Origin of the sequence: Streptomyces sp. NPDC086519, from assembly GCF_040686075.1 — a bacterium.
GTDB classification, from domain to species: Bacteria; Actinomycetota; Actinomycetes; order Streptomycetales; family Streptomycetaceae; genus Streptomyces; species Streptomyces shenzhenensis.
Map to the genome: position 1 here is coordinate 1 of NZ_JBFBJL010000017.1, position 14,327 is coordinate 14,327.

Below are 14,327 nucleotides of genomic sequence, written 5' to 3' on the forward strand. Positions count from 1 at the left end.
TCTCCGTCAGATACAGATTCCCGAAAACCTGGTCACGCACCCGGATCGGAACCCCGAGAAAAGTGTTCATCGGCGGATGATTCGGCGGAAAACCATACGACGCCGGATGCTCCGACAACTTGGTCAACCGCAACGGCTCAGGACGACGGATCAACTCCCCCAGAATCCCGTGCCCCTCCGGAAACGCACCGATCCGAGCGATCTGCTCCTCAGTTACCCCCACCGTATGAAAAGCCGACAACCGCCTCCCATCCGGCCCGATCACCCCCAAAGCCGCATACTCGGCATCCACCAACACCGCCGCAGCCTCCACAATGCTGTGCAGAGCCTGCTCCAGATCCAGCTCCCGACCGACCGACAGCACCGCCTCCAGCAGACTGTGCACCCGATCCCGAGTCCCCCGCGCGGCATCCAGACGCGCCTGCAACTCCTCCAGCAGCTCATCCAACCTGAGCTGCGGCAACCGTACGCGGGCCACCCCAGGGCTCTCCACGGTGCTCCTCCCGATCCCGTCGACTCGTAAACCGGCAGGTCCGGTCAGGTGCCACCGTAATGCGCGGCGACCGGCGGTGAACACCGGATCGGGTCAAGTCGTCGGCAGCCGCGGCGGGGCCACTCGGCCGTGCGGAGCGGACGCGTCAGTCGTGCGGTACGACCGCGACCGGTGCGGCCGCATGCCGCAGTACGGCGTGGGCGACCGGGCCGATGTGCGAGCCGAGCGCGGCCCGGCGGATGCGGCGGCCGACGACCACCAGGGAGGCCTTGCGCGAGGCGTCCGCCAGGTGGGCGCCGGCGTCGCCCACGACCGACTCCTCGGTCACCTCGACGCCCGGGAACTTGGCCCGCCACGGGCTGAGAATCCGCGTGCGCACGTCGGCCTGCCCGTCCTGGGGCTCCGGACCGCTCCGGCCGTGCACCACGCGCAGCCCCGCGGCGCGGCGGGCCGCCGCGGCGAACGCGAAGCCGAGCACCGTGTCGTCGGCGTCGCTGAGGTCCAGCCCGACCACGACCTCCCGGTAGGGGGTCGCCTCGGACGGTGTCCCGGAGGCATCGGCCAGGTGCTCGCCCTCGGCGGCGACTCCCGCCCGGACGAGGACGACCGGCTGTTCGGCACGGGCGACCACCGCCGACGCCACCGAGCCGGGCAGGAAGTCCACGGGCGCGCCCGGGCCCCGCGTGCCGAGCACCAGCAGCTCGGCGTCCCGTGCGGCGCCGATCAGTGCCGGCACCGGCTGTCCCGGGAGCCGGTCGGTAGCCGCCCGCAGGCCGGGGTGACGGTGGTGCAGCCGGGCCGCCGTCTCCCGGAGCAGCGTCGCAGGGTGGCCGGCACCCGCCGGGGGCACCGGCTCGCCCGCGAACGGCGCCTGCTCGTGAGGCTGTTGGCCGCCCACGTGCACCAGTCGCAGCGGAAGGTCGGACATCAGGGACTCACGCGCGGCCCAGTCGGCTGCGGCAAGGCTTTCCGGTGAGCCGTCCAGGCCCACGGCGACGACACGCGTCATGAGGAGACCTCCTGTTTCAGGATGTGCTCCCACTCTGGTCACGTGCGACGCGCGGCAGGAGTGCCCATAGGTCCTCGCGGTGGGTCCATCAGTCCCTGATGCTGTCGGTGACGAAGGGTCAGGAGACCGCGATACGGCGCCCGGACAGGGAGCGGGGCTCGATCCGCACCCACAGCTCGCGCTCGCCGCCCGCCCACGGAGTGCTGTGGACCGCCGCGGTGAGCCGCTCCACCTCCTCCGCCTCGGTCACCCGGCTCGCCGGCCCGCGCGCCAGTACGCTCCAGCCCTCGCCGAAGGCGTCGTCGATGCGGTCGACCTCGAAGGCCACCTGGTGGCCCTGGGCCAAGGACGGTGTGGTGTCGTCAGCGGTCCTGAAGACGATCGCGCCGTCGACGATGCTGTAGTTGACCGGCACGATGACGGGGCCCGAGGCGGTGTCCACGCCGAGCCGTCCCACACCGTGCGAGCCGAGCAGGTCCCTGCACTCGGGCGGGCTCAGCTCCGTGAACCGGGGGTGGTGTCCCGCCCGGCCGCCGCCGGGCGGGGCGCCGAGGTCGCCTCCCGTGAGATGCGACACGGTGGTGCGCAGGACGTCGGCGAGCCTGAGCAGCGCGCCCGTGCCCGGCGCGGCCTCGGAGTGCTCCTCCAGGTACCGCAGGTACCCGGCCGCGATGCCGGCCTGTTCGGCCGTCTCCTCGCGGGTGAGTCCGAGTTCCTTGCGGCGGGCCGCCACGCGGCGCCCCAGGTCCCCCAGCGGCGGTTGTTCTGCCGTGTGCGGCCGTACCTGTTCGGCCATGACCGGTCACGTCCTCTCGTCGGTCAGGTCCCGCGGACGGCGACCTCGTGCTGCTCCCCGCCGAGCACGACCTTGAGCGCGCCGGTGTCGGCGGCGCGGCCGAAGACGTCGTACGCCTCGGCCATGTGGTCCAGCGGGAAGGTGTGGGTGACCAGCTGCGCGGTGGGCAGCCGGCCGGCGGCGGCCATCCGCAGCAGGGTGGGGGTGGAGTGGGTGTCCACCAGGCCCGTGGTGATGGTCACGTTCTTGATCCACAGGTCTTCGAGGTGCAGCGTGGCCGGCTTGCCGTGCACGCCGATGTTGGCGACGCGTCCGCCGGGCCGCACCATGCGGGTGCACAGCTCGAAGGTCTCCGGTACGCCGACGGCCTCCATGACGACGTCCGCGCCGAGCCCGTCGGTGAGGTCGGCGATCAGTTGCTCCGGGGCCTCCCGGGCATCCGCGACGGCGTCCGCGCCGAAACGCTTGGCCGCCTCCAGCCGGGCCGGGGCCAGGTCCACGGCGACGATCCGCTCGGGGGCGAACAGCCGTGCCGTCGTGATCGCCGCGAGGCCGATGGGACCCGCGCCGACGACGGCGACGGTGTCGCCGGGACGCACCCGCCCGTTGAGGACGCCCACCTCGTAGGAGGTCGGGAAGATGTCCGCGAGGAGCACGGCGTCCTTGTCGTCCACCGCGGCGGGCAGCGCGTGGACGGACAGGTCCGCGAAGGGGACGCGGACGTACTCGGCCTGGGTGCCGTCGATCAGATGGCCGAGGATCCAGCCTCCGCCGCCGCGGCACTGGCCGTACATGCCCTCCCGGCAGTAGGAGCAGCGCCCGCAGGAGCTGATGCAGGAGACCAGCACACGGTCTCCCGGCCGTACGGTCCGTACGTCACTGCCGACCTCGACGATCTCGCCGACGGCCTCGTGACCGAGGATCGTGCCGGGCCGCACCTCGGGGACGTCGCCCTTCAGGATGTGCAGGTCCGTCCCGCAGATCGTGACGGCGTCCACGCGCACGACGGCGTCGGTGGGCTCCTTGACGGCGGGGTCGGGGGCCTCTTCCCAGGCGGACTGCCCGGGGCCGTGGAACACGAAGGCCTTCATGAAGTCGCTCACCGTCCTTGGTCCGCTGCGGGGCTCGGGGTAGGCGGACGCCGGCGGCGGTTCCGGCCGGACGTCGGTGCATCGCCGGTACTGCCCCGCACCTCCAGCCTGTCCTTTCCGGGCCGGGTCCGCTTGGGCCGTCCGGCCCTCATGGCCTGCCCAACGGGCCGGCACCGCGCAACACCCGGACGCGGGCCCCTCGGCCCCCGCCGCCCGGGCCCAAAGGGCCGAACGGCACTTCCACGGGCCCCGCCGCCTGGACTTGTCTGTCTCCATGGCCGACAACCACACGAGTTCCCTGACGTACCGGACGACCCGTACCGGACACGGCACCGTCGTCGTCACCCTGTACGGCGAACTCGATCTTCTGGCGGTTCCGGTGCTCTCCGCCGTCCTGGACTCCCTGACGGCCGCAGTGGCGCCCGATCTGGTGCTCGACCTGAGTCCCGTCTCCTTCGTCGACTGTTCGGGCCTCGGGCTGCTGTGCCGGGCCCGCAACCGCGTCCGCTCACGCATCGGCAGACTGCGGCTGGTCACGCCGGACGACGGCTTCCCGCGCCTGCTGCGCTGCACGGGCCTGGGCGAGGCCTTCGAGCTGTATCCCGCTCTCGCCGAGGCCCTCGCCGGCGAGGTCGCACCGGCGCCGGCCACCGCCGCGGTCGCCTGAGTCTCTCCCGGTGAGGGCTGAACGGCCCATGCGCCCGGTCGGACCGACCCCCGAGCAGCCCTATGACGGTCCCTGGTCGGCCCATGTCCCGGCGCCGGGCCGGCTGACACCTTCGAAGAGTGTCACCACGACACGGAGTCAAGGAGGAGGTGCGGACCGATGCGCAGGACCCGGCGCGTGAAGAAGCTGCTGTGGCGGTGGCGGAGCAATCCGCTGCGACGCCGCGACGATGTCGTCGAAGCCTGGATCGTACTGGCCGTATGGACTCTCGCCGTGGTGGGGGGAGCCGTCGCCGGACTGGTGGCCGCCGGGGCCGCGGACGGTGTCTTCGCGCGGCAGCGAGAGGAACGGGAGCCGGTGCGGGCCGTGCTTCTCGTCGACGTCCCGAAGAACGTTTCCGGGTTCGGCACGGTGAGCGAGCGCATACCGTCCGCCGTGACCTGGACCGCCCCCGACGGTTCCCCGCGCACCGGCCGGACCCTCGTGGACACCGGCACCAAGGCCGGCTCCAGGGTCGTCGTCTGGCAGGACCGCCAGGGCCGGCTGGCCACCCGGCCGCCGAGCGCCGGCGCGGCAGCCGTCGAGGCGGGTGTCCTGGGGACGGCGGCCGGCTGTGCGCTGGCCGGCGCGGTCTTCGGGGCCGGAGCGGTCGTGCGGTGGCGGCTGGAGCAGCGGCGGCTCGGCATGTGGGACCGCGAGTGGACCACCGTCGGGCCCCGCTGGGGTCACAAGACCGGCTGAGGGCCGGCGCTTCCTCGAACCCGCACCCATTCGGAAGGTGAACGGCGATGGACCCCGTGCTCCTGGCCCGCACCGGCACGTCGGCCCCCGGCCGCGCCGCGACCGCCTGGGCGGCCCGCGAGGCCGAGATGCGGGGTGCGGTGCTGCGCGTGCCGGACGGCCCGGTGCGGGAGCCCGGCAGGGCATCGGTGATCGTCTGCGGCGTGAGCGGGGAAGCCGACGCGCCGCCTGGGTCCGGCTCTCCCTGGGCCGCCCTCGTCGACGCCGCCCGCGGCCCGGTCGTCCTCGTCCCCGACCTTCTCACCACCTCCCACCGCCGGACGGGGGTCACCCTCGGCGTCGACGCCCGCGATCCCTCCGCCGCGGCCCTCGCCTTCGCCTTCCAGAGCGCCCGGCTCCGCGGCGTGCGGCTGCACGCCGTGCACGCCTGGGCGCTGCCCGCGGACGCCGTCGGCCGGCCCTTCGGCGTGCCGGAGGGCGAGCGCGCCGCCTGGGAGGACCAGGAGGTCCAGTCCCTGGGCGACGCGCTGCGCCCGTGGCGGGAGAAGTATCCCGAGGTGCGGGTACTGGCGGACGTCCGGTTGTTCAGCCCCACGGCGGCGCTGCTGCACTGCTCCGAACACGCCGCGCTGGCCGTGGTCCCGGGTGGCTCGGGGGACCTCGCCTGGCAGGAGGCCGTCAGGGCCCTGCTGCGCCGCGCCACCTGCGCCGTGGCCGTCGTACCGTCCTGACCCGGGGCACCCGCCGTCAACCGTGAGCCACGACCGCGACGGGCGCGCTGATGTGATGCAGGGCGGCGTGGGTGACATGGCCGATGTGGGCGCCGAGGGGGCCGGTGCGGATGCGCCGGCCGACGACGGCCAGGGACGCGTCGCGGGACGCGTCGACGACGGCCTGTGCGGCGCTGCCGCAGCGGCTCGTCTCGATCACGTCGACGCCCGGGAACTTCTGCCGCCAGGGACGCAGCGCCTCGGCCAGAGCGGTGCGATGGCTCCGTTCGAGGTCGTCCTGGAGTTCCGCGTCACCGGGGAAACGGTAGTAGGACGTGGCCGTCTCCGGCCAGGCGGACACCACGCGCAGCGGTGTCTCCCGGCGAACGGCGGCGTCGAAGGCGAACTCCAGCAGCGTGTCGTCCGGGTGATCGGCGTCGAGGCCGAGCACGACCGGCCTGAACGGTGCGGCGGCGGACGGCACGCCCGCGGGATCCATCCTGTGCTCGTCCGCGGCCTGCTCGCCCCCGCGCACCAGTACCACGGGCCGTTCCACGCGGGCCACGACCGCCAGGCTCACCGAGCCGACCACGAACCCGCCGATGCCGCCGAAACCCCGCGAACCCAGCACGAGCAGGTCGGCGAGGCCGGCCGCCTCGCACAGGGCTTCGGGCACACCACCCGTCAGCTGCTCGGTGAGGACCTCGAGGCCGGGGTGCCGCAGCCGAAGGCCCTCGGCGGACTCGTCAGGCAGCTGCGGGGTCCAGTGCTGACGGGTCTCGGGGCCCACCAGCGGGGCCTGCGCCACGGGTGCGGGGGCAGGCTCCGCGACATGCACGAGCTTCAGCGGCAGGCCGCGCAGCTGCGCTTCGCGCGCCGCCCACTCCGCGGCGGCCCGGGCCTCGGGCGATCCGTCGAGACCTACGGTGACGGTTCGAACCATGATCTCCACCTCCGGGGAGCGTCCCCTTCCAGCGTGCCCACACGCTGCCGGGCCGCCAGGGGCCGTACGTCCCTGCACGGGACCGACCGGCCCACGCGCGGGCGCGGGGCGGGTCGTCGGCGTCGTCTTCGGGGCCGGTCCGCCGCTCTGCGCTGCGCACCGGATGTGCGGCACGGCGCAGCGGAGCCTGCCGGGCCGCCGGGGTCGGACGGCGGAACCCGGTCAGTTCTTCAGCTCCGCGGCGATCGCGGCCGCCCACGCCGTCACGGCCTCGAAGTCCCGGAAGTCGCCGCCGCTCCCCGAGTGCAGGATCCTCCGGGCCAGCCAGCCGTCCGCGTCGTCGTCGAGGCAGCCGCCGAAGGTGGCGTGACCGCGGGCGTGCAGTTCCTGCATCGCGCGGCGCACCCCGCGCACGGGCGGGATGTCCCGCTCGGAGGCGGAGGCGTCGAGCGGGCCGCTGCTGAAGAACCAGACGGGCCGCTGGGCGAGGTCGTGGCGGTGGCGGCGGACGAACGTGCGGGCGTCCTTGTGCCAGCGGCCGGCGTACAGCCCGCCGCCGACCACGACCGCGTCGTAGCGGGTGACGAAGGGGACGGACGAGGCCCGCATCGTCTCGACCGTCAGCCCGTGCTCGCGCAGGGTGCCGGCGATCGACTCGGCGATGTGCGCGGTCGATCCGTTCTTCGTGCCGTAGGTGACTAACACCGTGCCGGTCATGGGAACCGTCTCCTCTCACAGTCCGCGCAGCCAGCCGTCGGCCGCGTCGTGTTGCAGTGCCTGCTGCTCGCGGGCGCGGGCGTCGTCCAGGCGGTAGGTCAGCTTGTCGACCACGTCGACCACGCCGTCGATCTGACGGGTCATGGAGACGGCGATCTCGGTCTCGGTCCTGCGTTCCATGTGGCCGGTGAGCGTCACGATGCCCTGCGTCACGGACACGCCGATGGTGCGGGGCGGCAGCCACAGGGCGCGGACGAGGACTTCCTCGGTCACCTCGTCGCGGATGTCGTCGTCGGGGCGCAGGAAGACCTGCAGCAGGTCGCGGCGGGTGACGATGCCGACCAGCCGGTCCTCCTCGTCGAGGACGGGGAGGCGTTCCACGTGCCGTTCGGCCATGGTGCGGGCCGCCTCGACGATGGTGTTCTCGGCGTGCACCGTGACCGGCGGGTCCGACATCAGATCCCCTGCGGTGCGCGCCTGTGCCTTGGCCGCCTGCCTCCTGCCACCACGCGTCAGCTGGCCGAGCCCCACGCGGTACTTCAGCCCGTAGGGGTCCGGGGCGATGGCCTGGCGGGCCATCAGGTCCGTCTCGGAGATGACCCCGATGACCTTGTCGTCATCGTCGATCACGGGGAGGCCGCTGATCCGGTGCTCGGCGAGGAGTCGCGCGACCTCCTTGAAAGGAGTGCTGTAACCGGCGTGGACGACATCCGTGGTCATCACGGAGCCCACTTTGTTGTGCCTCATCTCGGTTTCCTCCTCAGTCCTCAGCGGAGCCGGCGCAGATAGGGGTCCTGGGGCCGCCGCGGCAGCAGTCGTATCCGTGCGTCGAGCACGGTGACTCCGCCCGGTGTGGCCAGGACGGGGTTGAAGTCGGCCTCGGCGAGCTGCGGCAGGTCCGCCGCCATCCGGGACAGCCGCATGAGCAGTTGCTCCAGGGCTTCGAGGTCGACGGGCCCGTTGCCGCGGGTGCCGAACAGCAGGGGCGCGCAGCGCGGGGAGGTGATCAGGTCGTGCACGTCGTGGTCGGTGAGCGGGGCGAGCCGGGCCGCGTGGTCGGCGAGCACCTCGGTGGCCGTACCGCCGAGCCCGAACAGGACCAGCGGTCCGAACACCTCGTCCTGGACGACGCCGGCGAACAGTTCGGTGCCGCGCCGGGCGAGCGACTGGACGACCACGCCGGTCATCAGGCCGCCGAAGCGCGTCTCCAGGTCCCGGAAGGCGGCACGGACCTGTGGCTCGCCGCGCAGGTCGAGGTGGACCGCGCGCTCCTCGCTCTTGTGGACGAGCCCGGGCCAGTGGGCCTTCATGACGACCCGGCCGTCGGCGCCCCGCAGTCGTTCGGCGGCACGGACGGCGTCGTCCTCGGTCTCGGCCCAGGCCCACGGGATCTGCGGGATGCCGTAGCAGGCGAGCAGGTCGGCGCAGGTGCGCGGGTCGAGCCAGCCGCCGTCCGGGTGCGCGGCAAGGTGGGCGTCGGCGAGGGCGTGGGCCCGCTCGGTCCCGACGTCGTCGAGGGCCGGTACGGTGCCGGCCGGGCGGGCCAGCCAGGCCGCGCGGGCGGCCGCGTGGGCCAGCGCGCGGGCGGCCGCCTGCGGTTCGGCGTAGGACGGGATGGTGCCGCCCTCGTCGGCGGCGGGCAGCAGCCTCACCGGCAGGTCCTGCTCCAGGCGGACGGCGAGGACCGGCTTGGGCCTGCGGCCGGGCGCCCCGGTGAGGGCCCGTACCAGGTCGTCGCCGGTGGCGGTGGCGAGGGCCGTCGGGACCAGGACCACCAGGACCGCGTCGACGCCCGGGTCCGCCATGAGCGCGTCGACGCAGTCCGTGAGCTGTTCCTCGGTCACGGCGGCGGTGGCGTCGACCGGGTTGCCGATGACCGCTCCGTCGGGCAGCACGGCCAGCAGCGCGTCGGTCGTCGCCGGGGTGAACGGCGGCAGGACGAGCCCGGCCTCGGCGCAGGCGTCGGCGGCCAGGACCCCGGCGCCGCCCGCGTTGGTGACGATGGCGACGCGGTTGCCTTCCGGCAGCGTCTGGGAGTGCAGCAGCGCGGCCGCTTCGAGGAGTTCGCCGACCGAGCGGGCGGCGGTGATGCCGGCCTGGGTGAACAGGGCCCGGCGGGTCATGGTGGGGGTGGCGGCGGCCGCGGTGTGCGAGGCGGCGGCCCGGCGTCCGGCCGGGGACCGGCCGGCGTCCACGGTCAGTACCGGCATCCGCCGGGCGACCCGGCGGGCGGTACGGGAGAAGGCGCGCGGGTTGCCGAAGGACTCCAGGTGCAGCAGGGCGAGGTCGGTACGGCCGTCGGTCTCCCACCACTGGAGCATGTCGTTGCCGCTGACGTCGTACTTGTCGCCGAGCGAGACGAAGGACGACACGCCGATGCCGAGCCGGGACAGGCCGTCGAGCAGGGCGATGCCGATACCGCCGGACTGGACGGCGACACCGGCCGCCCCGGGGCGGGGGTGCCCGGCGGCGAAGGTCGCGTCGAGGCTCAGCCGGGCCTCCGTGTTGGAGATGCCGAGGCAGTTGGGGCCGACGAGGCGCATGCCGTGGGTGCGGCATGCGGCGCGCAGCGCCTGCGCCTGGTCGGGGCCGAGGCCCGAAGTGACCACGAGGAGGGCGCGGACGCCGGCCTTGCCGCACTCCTCGGCACACGCCGCGACGGCAGCCGCGGGCACCGCCACGACCACCAGGTCCGGGGTCACGGGCAGGGAGCCGACGGACGGGTAGCACGGCACGCCGAGGACCGAGGTCACGCTGGGGTTCACGGCGAAGAGCCGGCGGGTGTAGCCGCCGGTGTGGATGTGGTGGAGGATCGCCCGGCCGACGGAGCCGGGTTTGCGCCCGGCGCCGACGACGGCGACCGCCTCCGGGCACAGCAGCGGCCTCAGGCTCGCCACGTCGGCGGCGCGGCCCCGGGCCTCGACGGCGGTGAGGTAGGTGTCGTCCTGGTCGAGGCGGATGGTGCAGCGCGTCTCCGGGCCCTCGAAGCGGCGGGACGTGTGCAGGCCGAGGTCCGAGAAGAGGCGGAGCACCTCACGGTTCTCGCTGAGCGCGTCGGCCGTGAAGGTGGTGATGCCGTCGGCACGGGCGGCCGAGACCAGGTGCTCGACGAGAAGAGTGCCGACGCCGCGGTGATGCAGTCCGTCCGCCACGGCGATGGAGATCTCCGCCGAGCCCTTGTCGTCTCCGGTCTCGTACTCGGCGAGACCGAGGACCCGGCCCCGCGCCTCGGCGAGGAGCGCCCGGTAGCCGGGGCGGGCCGGGGCGCACGCCCGGTCGGCGGCCATGGCCGCCGAGCGCCGGCTGACCGAGAAGAACCGCAGGCGGAGGTTCTCGGAGGACATGTCGTCGTAGAACCCCTTCAGCCGGTCGTGGTCGCCGGCGGTCGCGGACCGGATGCACACGGTGGTGCCGTCCGCGAGCAGCGCGTGGGCGGGGGCTCGTTCGAGCAGCGAGTCGGTCATCGCGGTTCTCCTCCAAACCGGTTGGCACTACGAGCATCCGGCGCGGCGGGCCGCCGCCCCATGGGCTGTCCGGGGTGAGCCGGGGGCCGATCGGCCCTGATCAGGAGGTCTGGTCGGGACCAGGGCCGCCGAACACGGCTGCCCTCGCCGGCGACCGGGAGTCGGTCGGCCGGCGAGGGCAGGACGGGGCGGCGCCGAGGGTTCGGGTCAGTCCTCCGCCACCAGGGCCGTGAGGTCCAGGAGCCGGTTGGTGTAGCCCCACTCGTTGTCGTACCAGCCGAAGACCTTGGCCAGCGTGCCGTTGGCCTGGGTGAGGGCCGGGTCGAAGACGCAGGAGGAGGGGTCGCCGATGACGTCACGGGAGACGATCGGGGCCTTGGACACCCGCAGGATGCCGTTGAGCGCGCCCTCGGCCGCCGCCTCGAACGCGGCGTTGATCTCGTCCGGGCTCGCCTCGCGGCCGAGCACCACCGCGAGGTCGGTGAGCGAGCCGTCCTCCACCGGCACCCGGACCGCGATCCCGTCCAGCGCGCCCGCCAGCTCCGGCACCACGAGCCCCACGGCGCGGGCGGCGCCGGTGCTGGTCGGGATGATGCTGAGCGCCGCCGAGCGGGCCCGGCGCAGGTCCTTGTGCGGCCCGTCCAGCAGGGACTGGTCGTTGGTGTAGCCGTGGATGGTCGTCATCACGCCGCGTTCGATGCCGAAGGCCTCGTCGAGGACCTTCACCATCGGGGCGACGCAGTTGGTGGTGCAGGACGCGGCGGAGACGATCCGGTGCTCGTGGCGGTCGTAGGTGTGGTCGTTGACGCCCATGACGATGGTGGCGTCGACGCCCTTGCCGGGCGCGGACAGCAGAACCGTGTGGGCGCCGGCCTTCAGGTGCAGGGCGGCGGAGTCCCGGTCCCGGAACCGGCCGGTGGACTCGACGACGATCCCGGCGCCGTAGTCCAGCCAGTGCAGGGCGGCCGGGTCGCGCTCGGCGGTGACGGCGATGCGCCTGCCGTCCACGGTGATCGAGCTGTCGTCGTGCACGACCTCGCGTCCGATGTGCCCGAACGTCGAGTCGTACTCCAGCAGGTGGGCCAGGGTGGCGGGCGAGGTGATGTCGTTGATCGCGACGACCTCGACGTCCTGGGTGCCCGCTTCCGCGCGGTCGAGTGCCGCACGCAGGTAGGTACGGCCGATCCGGCCGAAGCCGTTGATGCCGACCCGTACGGTCATGATGACGGGCTCCTTTCGGGGTTGGGGTGTTCAGCTGTCCCAGGTCCAGTCGGCGACCTCGGGCAGGTCGGTGCCGTGCTCGCGGATCCAGGCCTGGTGACGGGTGCGCGCATCGGCCATCTGCTGACGCACGCCGGCCGCGCGGACGGCGAGACCGGGCACCCGGTCGATGACGTCCATGACCAGCCGGTAGCGGTCCAGGTCGTTGCGGACGACCATGTCGAACGGCGTCGTCGTGGTCCCGGACTCCTTGTATCCGCGCACGTGCAGGTTCCCGTGCCCGGTACGCCGGTAGGCGAGCCGGTGGATGAGCCAGGGGTACCCGTGGTAGGCGAAGATCACCGGCTTGTCCTTGGTGAACAGGCCGTCGTACTCGAAGTCGCTCATCCCGTGCGGGTGCTCCTCCTGGGGCAGCAGCCTCGTCATGTCGACGACGTTGACCACCCGCACGACCAGCCCGGGCAGATTCCGGCGCAGCAACTGGGCGGCGGCCAGGACCTCCTGGGTGGGCACGTCACCGGCGCAGGCCAGCACCACGTCGGGTTCGCGGGAGCCGTCCTCGGTGCCGGCCCACTCCCAGATCCCCGCGCCGCGCGCGCAGTGCACACGCGCCTGGTCCATCGAGAGCCAGTCGAAGCAGGGCTGTTTGCCGGCCACGATGACGTTGACGTAGTCCCGGCTGCGCAGCGCGTGGTCCGCCACCGAGAGCAGCGTGTTGGCGTCCGGCGGGAGGTAGACCCGGACGACCTCCGGGCTCTTGTTGAGGACGTGGTCGACGAAACCGGGGTCCTGGTGCGAGAAACCGTTGTGGTCCTGCCGCCACACGTGGGACGTGAGGAGGTAGTTGAGGGAGGCGATCGGGGCGCGCCAGGGCAGCTGCCTCGACGTCCTGAGCCACTTGATGTGCTGGTTGACCATGGAGTCGACGATGTGCACGAACGCCTCGTAGCAGGAGAACAGCCCGTGCCGGCCGGTCAGCAGATAGCCCTCCAGCCAGCCCTGGCACAGGTGCTCGGAAAGGATCTCCATCACCCGGCCGTGGTGGTCGAGGTGCTCGTCGACCGGAAGCCGCCCGGCCTGCCACGCCTTGCCGCTGGCCTCGAAGACGGCCTGGAGCCGGTTGGAGGCGGTCTCGTCCGGCCCGACCAGCCGGAAGTCCCGGCGCAGCCGGGTGTCCTTCATGACCCGGGCCAGGAAGTCGCCCAGGACCCGGGTGGGTTCGTGCAGGGTGCTGCCCGGCTTGTCGACGGGGACGGCGAACTCGTCGAGATCGGCCAGCGGCAGATCGCGCACCAGGAGGCCGCCGTTGGCGTACGGCGACGCGCCCAGCCGGCGGGCGCCCTCGGGGACGCAGGCCAGCACGTCGGCGACCGGCCGCCCGTCGGGGCCGAAGAGTTCCTCGGGCCGGTAGGACCGCAGCCACGCCTCCAGCTGCCGCAGATGCTCCGGGTTCTCGCGGACCTCGGCGAGCGGGACCTGGTGGGCCCGCCAGGTGCCCTCGACCGGCACGCCGTCGACCACCGCCGGTCCCGTCCAGCCCTTGGGCGTACGCAGCACGATCACCGGCCAGTGCACCCGCTCGGTGACCCCGTCCTCACGCGCCGAACGCTGCATCACGGCGATCCGGTCCAGGGCGTCGTCCATCGCCGCCGCCATGGCCCGGTGGACCTGGCGCGGATCGTCGCCCGTGACGTGGATCGGGTCGTGGCCGTAGCCGCGCAGCAGCGCGTCCAGTTCCGCCTCGGGCAGGCGGGCCAGCACGGTCGGGTTGGCGATCTTGTAGCCGTTCAGGTGCAGGATCGGCAGGACCGCGCCGTCGTTCACCGGGTCGAGGAACTTGTTGGAGTGCCAGGAAGCGGCCAGCGGCCCGGTCTCCGCCTCCCCGTCCCCGATCACGCACGCGACCAGCAGATCCGGATGGTCGAGGGCGGCGCCGTAGGCGTGGGCGAGGGAGTAGCCGAGCTCACCGCCCTCGTGGATCGAGCCGGGCGTCTCGGGGGCGACGTGGCTGGGCACCCCGCCGGGGAAGGAGAACTGCCGGAACAGGCTGCCCATCCCCTGCCCGTCCCGGGTGATGTCGGGGTAGGTCTCGCTGTAGCTGCCCTCCAGCCAGGAGTTCGCCAGCACCGACGGACCGCCGTGGCCCGGCCCCCACACGCACAGCGCGTCCAGGCCCCGAGCCTTGATCACCCGGTTGAGGTGGGTGTAGACCAGGTTCAGGCCGGGCGAGGTGCCCCAGTGGCCCAGCAGCCGGGGCTTGATGTGCTCCGGGCGCAGCGGCTCGGTGAGCAGCGGGTTGGACATCAGGTAGATCTGGCCTGCCGCGAGGTAGTTGGCGGCACGCCAGTGCGCGTCCAGGGTGCGCAGTTCCTCGTCGGACAGTGCGGTGGCGTCCTGGTGTTCGACCTTGGACATGGAAATGGCTCCGTGAGTCAGTCATCGGGCGGTGGACCGGCCAGGCGGGTGAAGCGCGGC

Annotated in this window: 13 protein-coding genes; 3 read left to right on the forward strand and 10 right to left on the reverse strand. The window is 73.2% G+C overall.

The window, feature by feature from the left end; genetic code table 11:
* From AB0P24_RS17795 to AB0P24_RS17810, 4 genes are all read right to left on the reverse strand, one after another.
* The coding region (locus tag AB0P24_RS17795) for a GAF domain-containing protein (protein ID WP_365794922.1) at window positions 1-493 on the reverse strand (493 nt) is incomplete at its 3' end.
* A gap of 145 nt (window positions 494-638) precedes the next feature.
* Window positions 639-1,502 (reverse strand): universal stress protein, encoded by an 864-nt coding sequence (locus AB0P24_RS17800; RefSeq protein ID WP_365794924.1) that lies wholly within the window; start codon window positions 1,500-1,502, stop codon window positions 639-641.
* Between the two features lie 118 nt (window positions 1,503-1,620).
* Window positions 1,621-2,298, reverse strand: coding sequence for a pyridoxamine 5'-phosphate oxidase family protein (locus AB0P24_RS17805; protein WP_365794926.1), 678 nt, complete (start codon window positions 2,296-2,298; stop codon window positions 1,621-1,623).
* Window positions 2,299-2,321: 23 nt separating this feature from the next.
* Window positions 2,322-3,389, reverse strand: a complete 1,068-nt coding sequence (locus AB0P24_RS17810) for a zinc-dependent alcohol dehydrogenase family protein (RefSeq protein ID WP_234532844.1) — start codon at window positions 3,387-3,389, stop codon at window positions 2,322-2,324.
* A 274-nt stretch (window positions 3,390-3,663) separates the two neighbouring features.
* On the opposite strand from AB0P24_RS17810, the gene AB0P24_RS17815 reads away from it, so the two are divergent.
* The 3 genes from AB0P24_RS17815 to AB0P24_RS17825 all read left to right on the forward strand — a co-directional run bounded on the left by AB0P24_RS17815 (window position 3,664) and on the right by AB0P24_RS17825 (window position 5,528).
* The gene (locus tag AB0P24_RS17815; protein WP_365794928.1) at window positions 3,664-4,056 is read left to right on the forward strand and encodes an STAS domain-containing protein; all 393 of its coding nucleotides are present in this window, start codon (window positions 3,664-3,666) and stop codon (window positions 4,054-4,056) included.
* A gap of 159 nt (window positions 4,057-4,215) precedes the next feature.
* Window positions 4,216-4,797, forward strand: coding sequence for a hypothetical protein (locus AB0P24_RS17820; protein WP_365794930.1), 582 nt, complete (start codon window positions 4,216-4,218; stop codon window positions 4,795-4,797).
* 47 nt (window positions 4,798-4,844) lie between these two features.
* Entirely contained in the window at window positions 4,845-5,528 is a 684-nt protein-coding gene (locus AB0P24_RS17825; protein ID WP_365794932.1) for a universal stress protein, read from the forward strand.
* 16 nt (window positions 5,529-5,544) lie between these two features.
* Here the strand turns inward: AB0P24_RS17825 and AB0P24_RS17830 are convergent, their stop codons facing one another.
* The 6 genes from AB0P24_RS17830 to AB0P24_RS17855 all read right to left on the reverse strand — a co-directional run bounded on the left by AB0P24_RS17830 (window position 5,545) and on the right by AB0P24_RS17855 (window position 14,267).
* Entirely contained in the window at window positions 5,545-6,450 is a 906-nt protein-coding gene (locus tag AB0P24_RS17830; protein ID WP_365794934.1) for a universal stress protein, read from the reverse strand.
* Window positions 6,451-6,672: 222 nt separating this feature from the next.
* Window positions 6,673-7,167 carry a flavodoxin domain-containing protein gene (locus AB0P24_RS17835; RefSeq protein WP_365794936.1) on the reverse strand — a complete coding sequence of 165 codons (495 nt, stop codon included), beginning with the start codon at window positions 7,165-7,167 and terminating at the stop codon, window positions 6,673-6,675.
* Between the two features lie 15 nt (window positions 7,168-7,182).
* Window positions 7,183-7,914, reverse strand: coding sequence for a CBS domain-containing protein (locus AB0P24_RS17840; protein ID WP_365794938.1), 732 nt, complete (start codon window positions 7,912-7,914; stop codon window positions 7,183-7,185).
* 20 nt (window positions 7,915-7,934) lie between these two features.
* Window positions 7,935-10,631, reverse strand: a complete 2,697-nt coding sequence (locus AB0P24_RS17845) for a GNAT family N-acetyltransferase (RefSeq protein ID WP_365794940.1) — start codon at window positions 10,629-10,631, stop codon at window positions 7,935-7,937.
* Between the two features lie 207 nt (window positions 10,632-10,838).
* Complete coding sequence (gene gap, locus AB0P24_RS17850; protein ID WP_365794943.1) at window positions 10,839-11,852, reverse strand: type I glyceraldehyde-3-phosphate dehydrogenase; 1,014 nt, start codon at window positions 11,850-11,852, stop codon at window positions 10,839-10,841.
* Between the two features lie 30 nt (window positions 11,853-11,882).
* On the reverse strand, window positions 11,883-14,267 hold the full coding sequence (locus AB0P24_RS17855) for a phosphoketolase family protein (RefSeq protein ID WP_365794945.1): 2,385 nt from the start codon (window positions 14,265-14,267) through the stop codon (window positions 11,883-11,885).
* Between the last annotated feature and the right edge of the window lie 60 nt (window positions 14,268-14,327).

Excerpts from the sequence above, each read along its gene's own strand:
- AB0P24_RS17840 (WP_365794938.1), bottom strand. The coding sequence starts at position 7,914 with ATGAGGCACAACAAAGTGGGCTCCGTGATGACCACGGATGTCGTCCAC.
- AB0P24_RS17805 (WP_365794926.1), bottom strand. The coding sequence starts at position 2,298 with ATGGCCGAACAGGTACGGCCGCACACGGCAGAACAACCGCCGCTGGGG.
- AB0P24_RS17810 (WP_234532844.1), bottom strand. The coding sequence starts at position 3,389 with ATGAAGGCCTTCGTGTTCCACGGCCCCGGGCAGTCCGCCTGGGAAGAG.
- AB0P24_RS17815 (WP_365794928.1), top strand. The coding sequence starts at position 3,664 with ATGGCCGACAACCACACGAGTTCCCTGACGTACCGGACGACCCGTACC.
- AB0P24_RS17820 (WP_365794930.1), top strand. The coding sequence starts at position 4,216 with ATGCGCAGGACCCGGCGCGTGAAGAAGCTGCTGTGGCGGTGGCGGAGC.
- AB0P24_RS17835 (WP_365794936.1), bottom strand. The coding sequence starts at position 7,167 with ATGACCGGCACGGTGTTAGTCACCTACGGCACGAAGAACGGATCGACC.
- gap (WP_365794943.1), bottom strand. The coding sequence starts at position 11,852 with ATGACCGTACGGGTCGGCATCAACGGCTTCGGCCGGATCGGCCGTACC.
- AB0P24_RS17830 (WP_365794934.1), bottom strand. The coding sequence starts at position 6,450 with ATGGTTCGAACCGTCACCGTAGGTCTCGACGGATCGCCCGAGGCCCGG.
- AB0P24_RS17825 (WP_365794932.1), top strand. The coding sequence starts at position 4,845 with ATGGACCCCGTGCTCCTGGCCCGCACCGGCACGTCGGCCCCCGGCCGC.
- AB0P24_RS17845 (WP_365794940.1), bottom strand. The coding sequence starts at position 10,631 with ATGACCGACTCGCTGCTCGAACGAGCCCCCGCCCACGCGCTGCTCGCG.
- AB0P24_RS17800 (WP_365794924.1), bottom strand. The coding sequence starts at position 1,502 with ATGACGCGTGTCGTCGCCGTGGGCCTGGACGGCTCACCGGAAAGCCTT.
- AB0P24_RS17855 (WP_365794945.1), bottom strand. The coding sequence starts at position 14,267 with ATGTCCAAGGTCGAACACCAGGACGCCACCGCACTGTCCGACGAGGAA.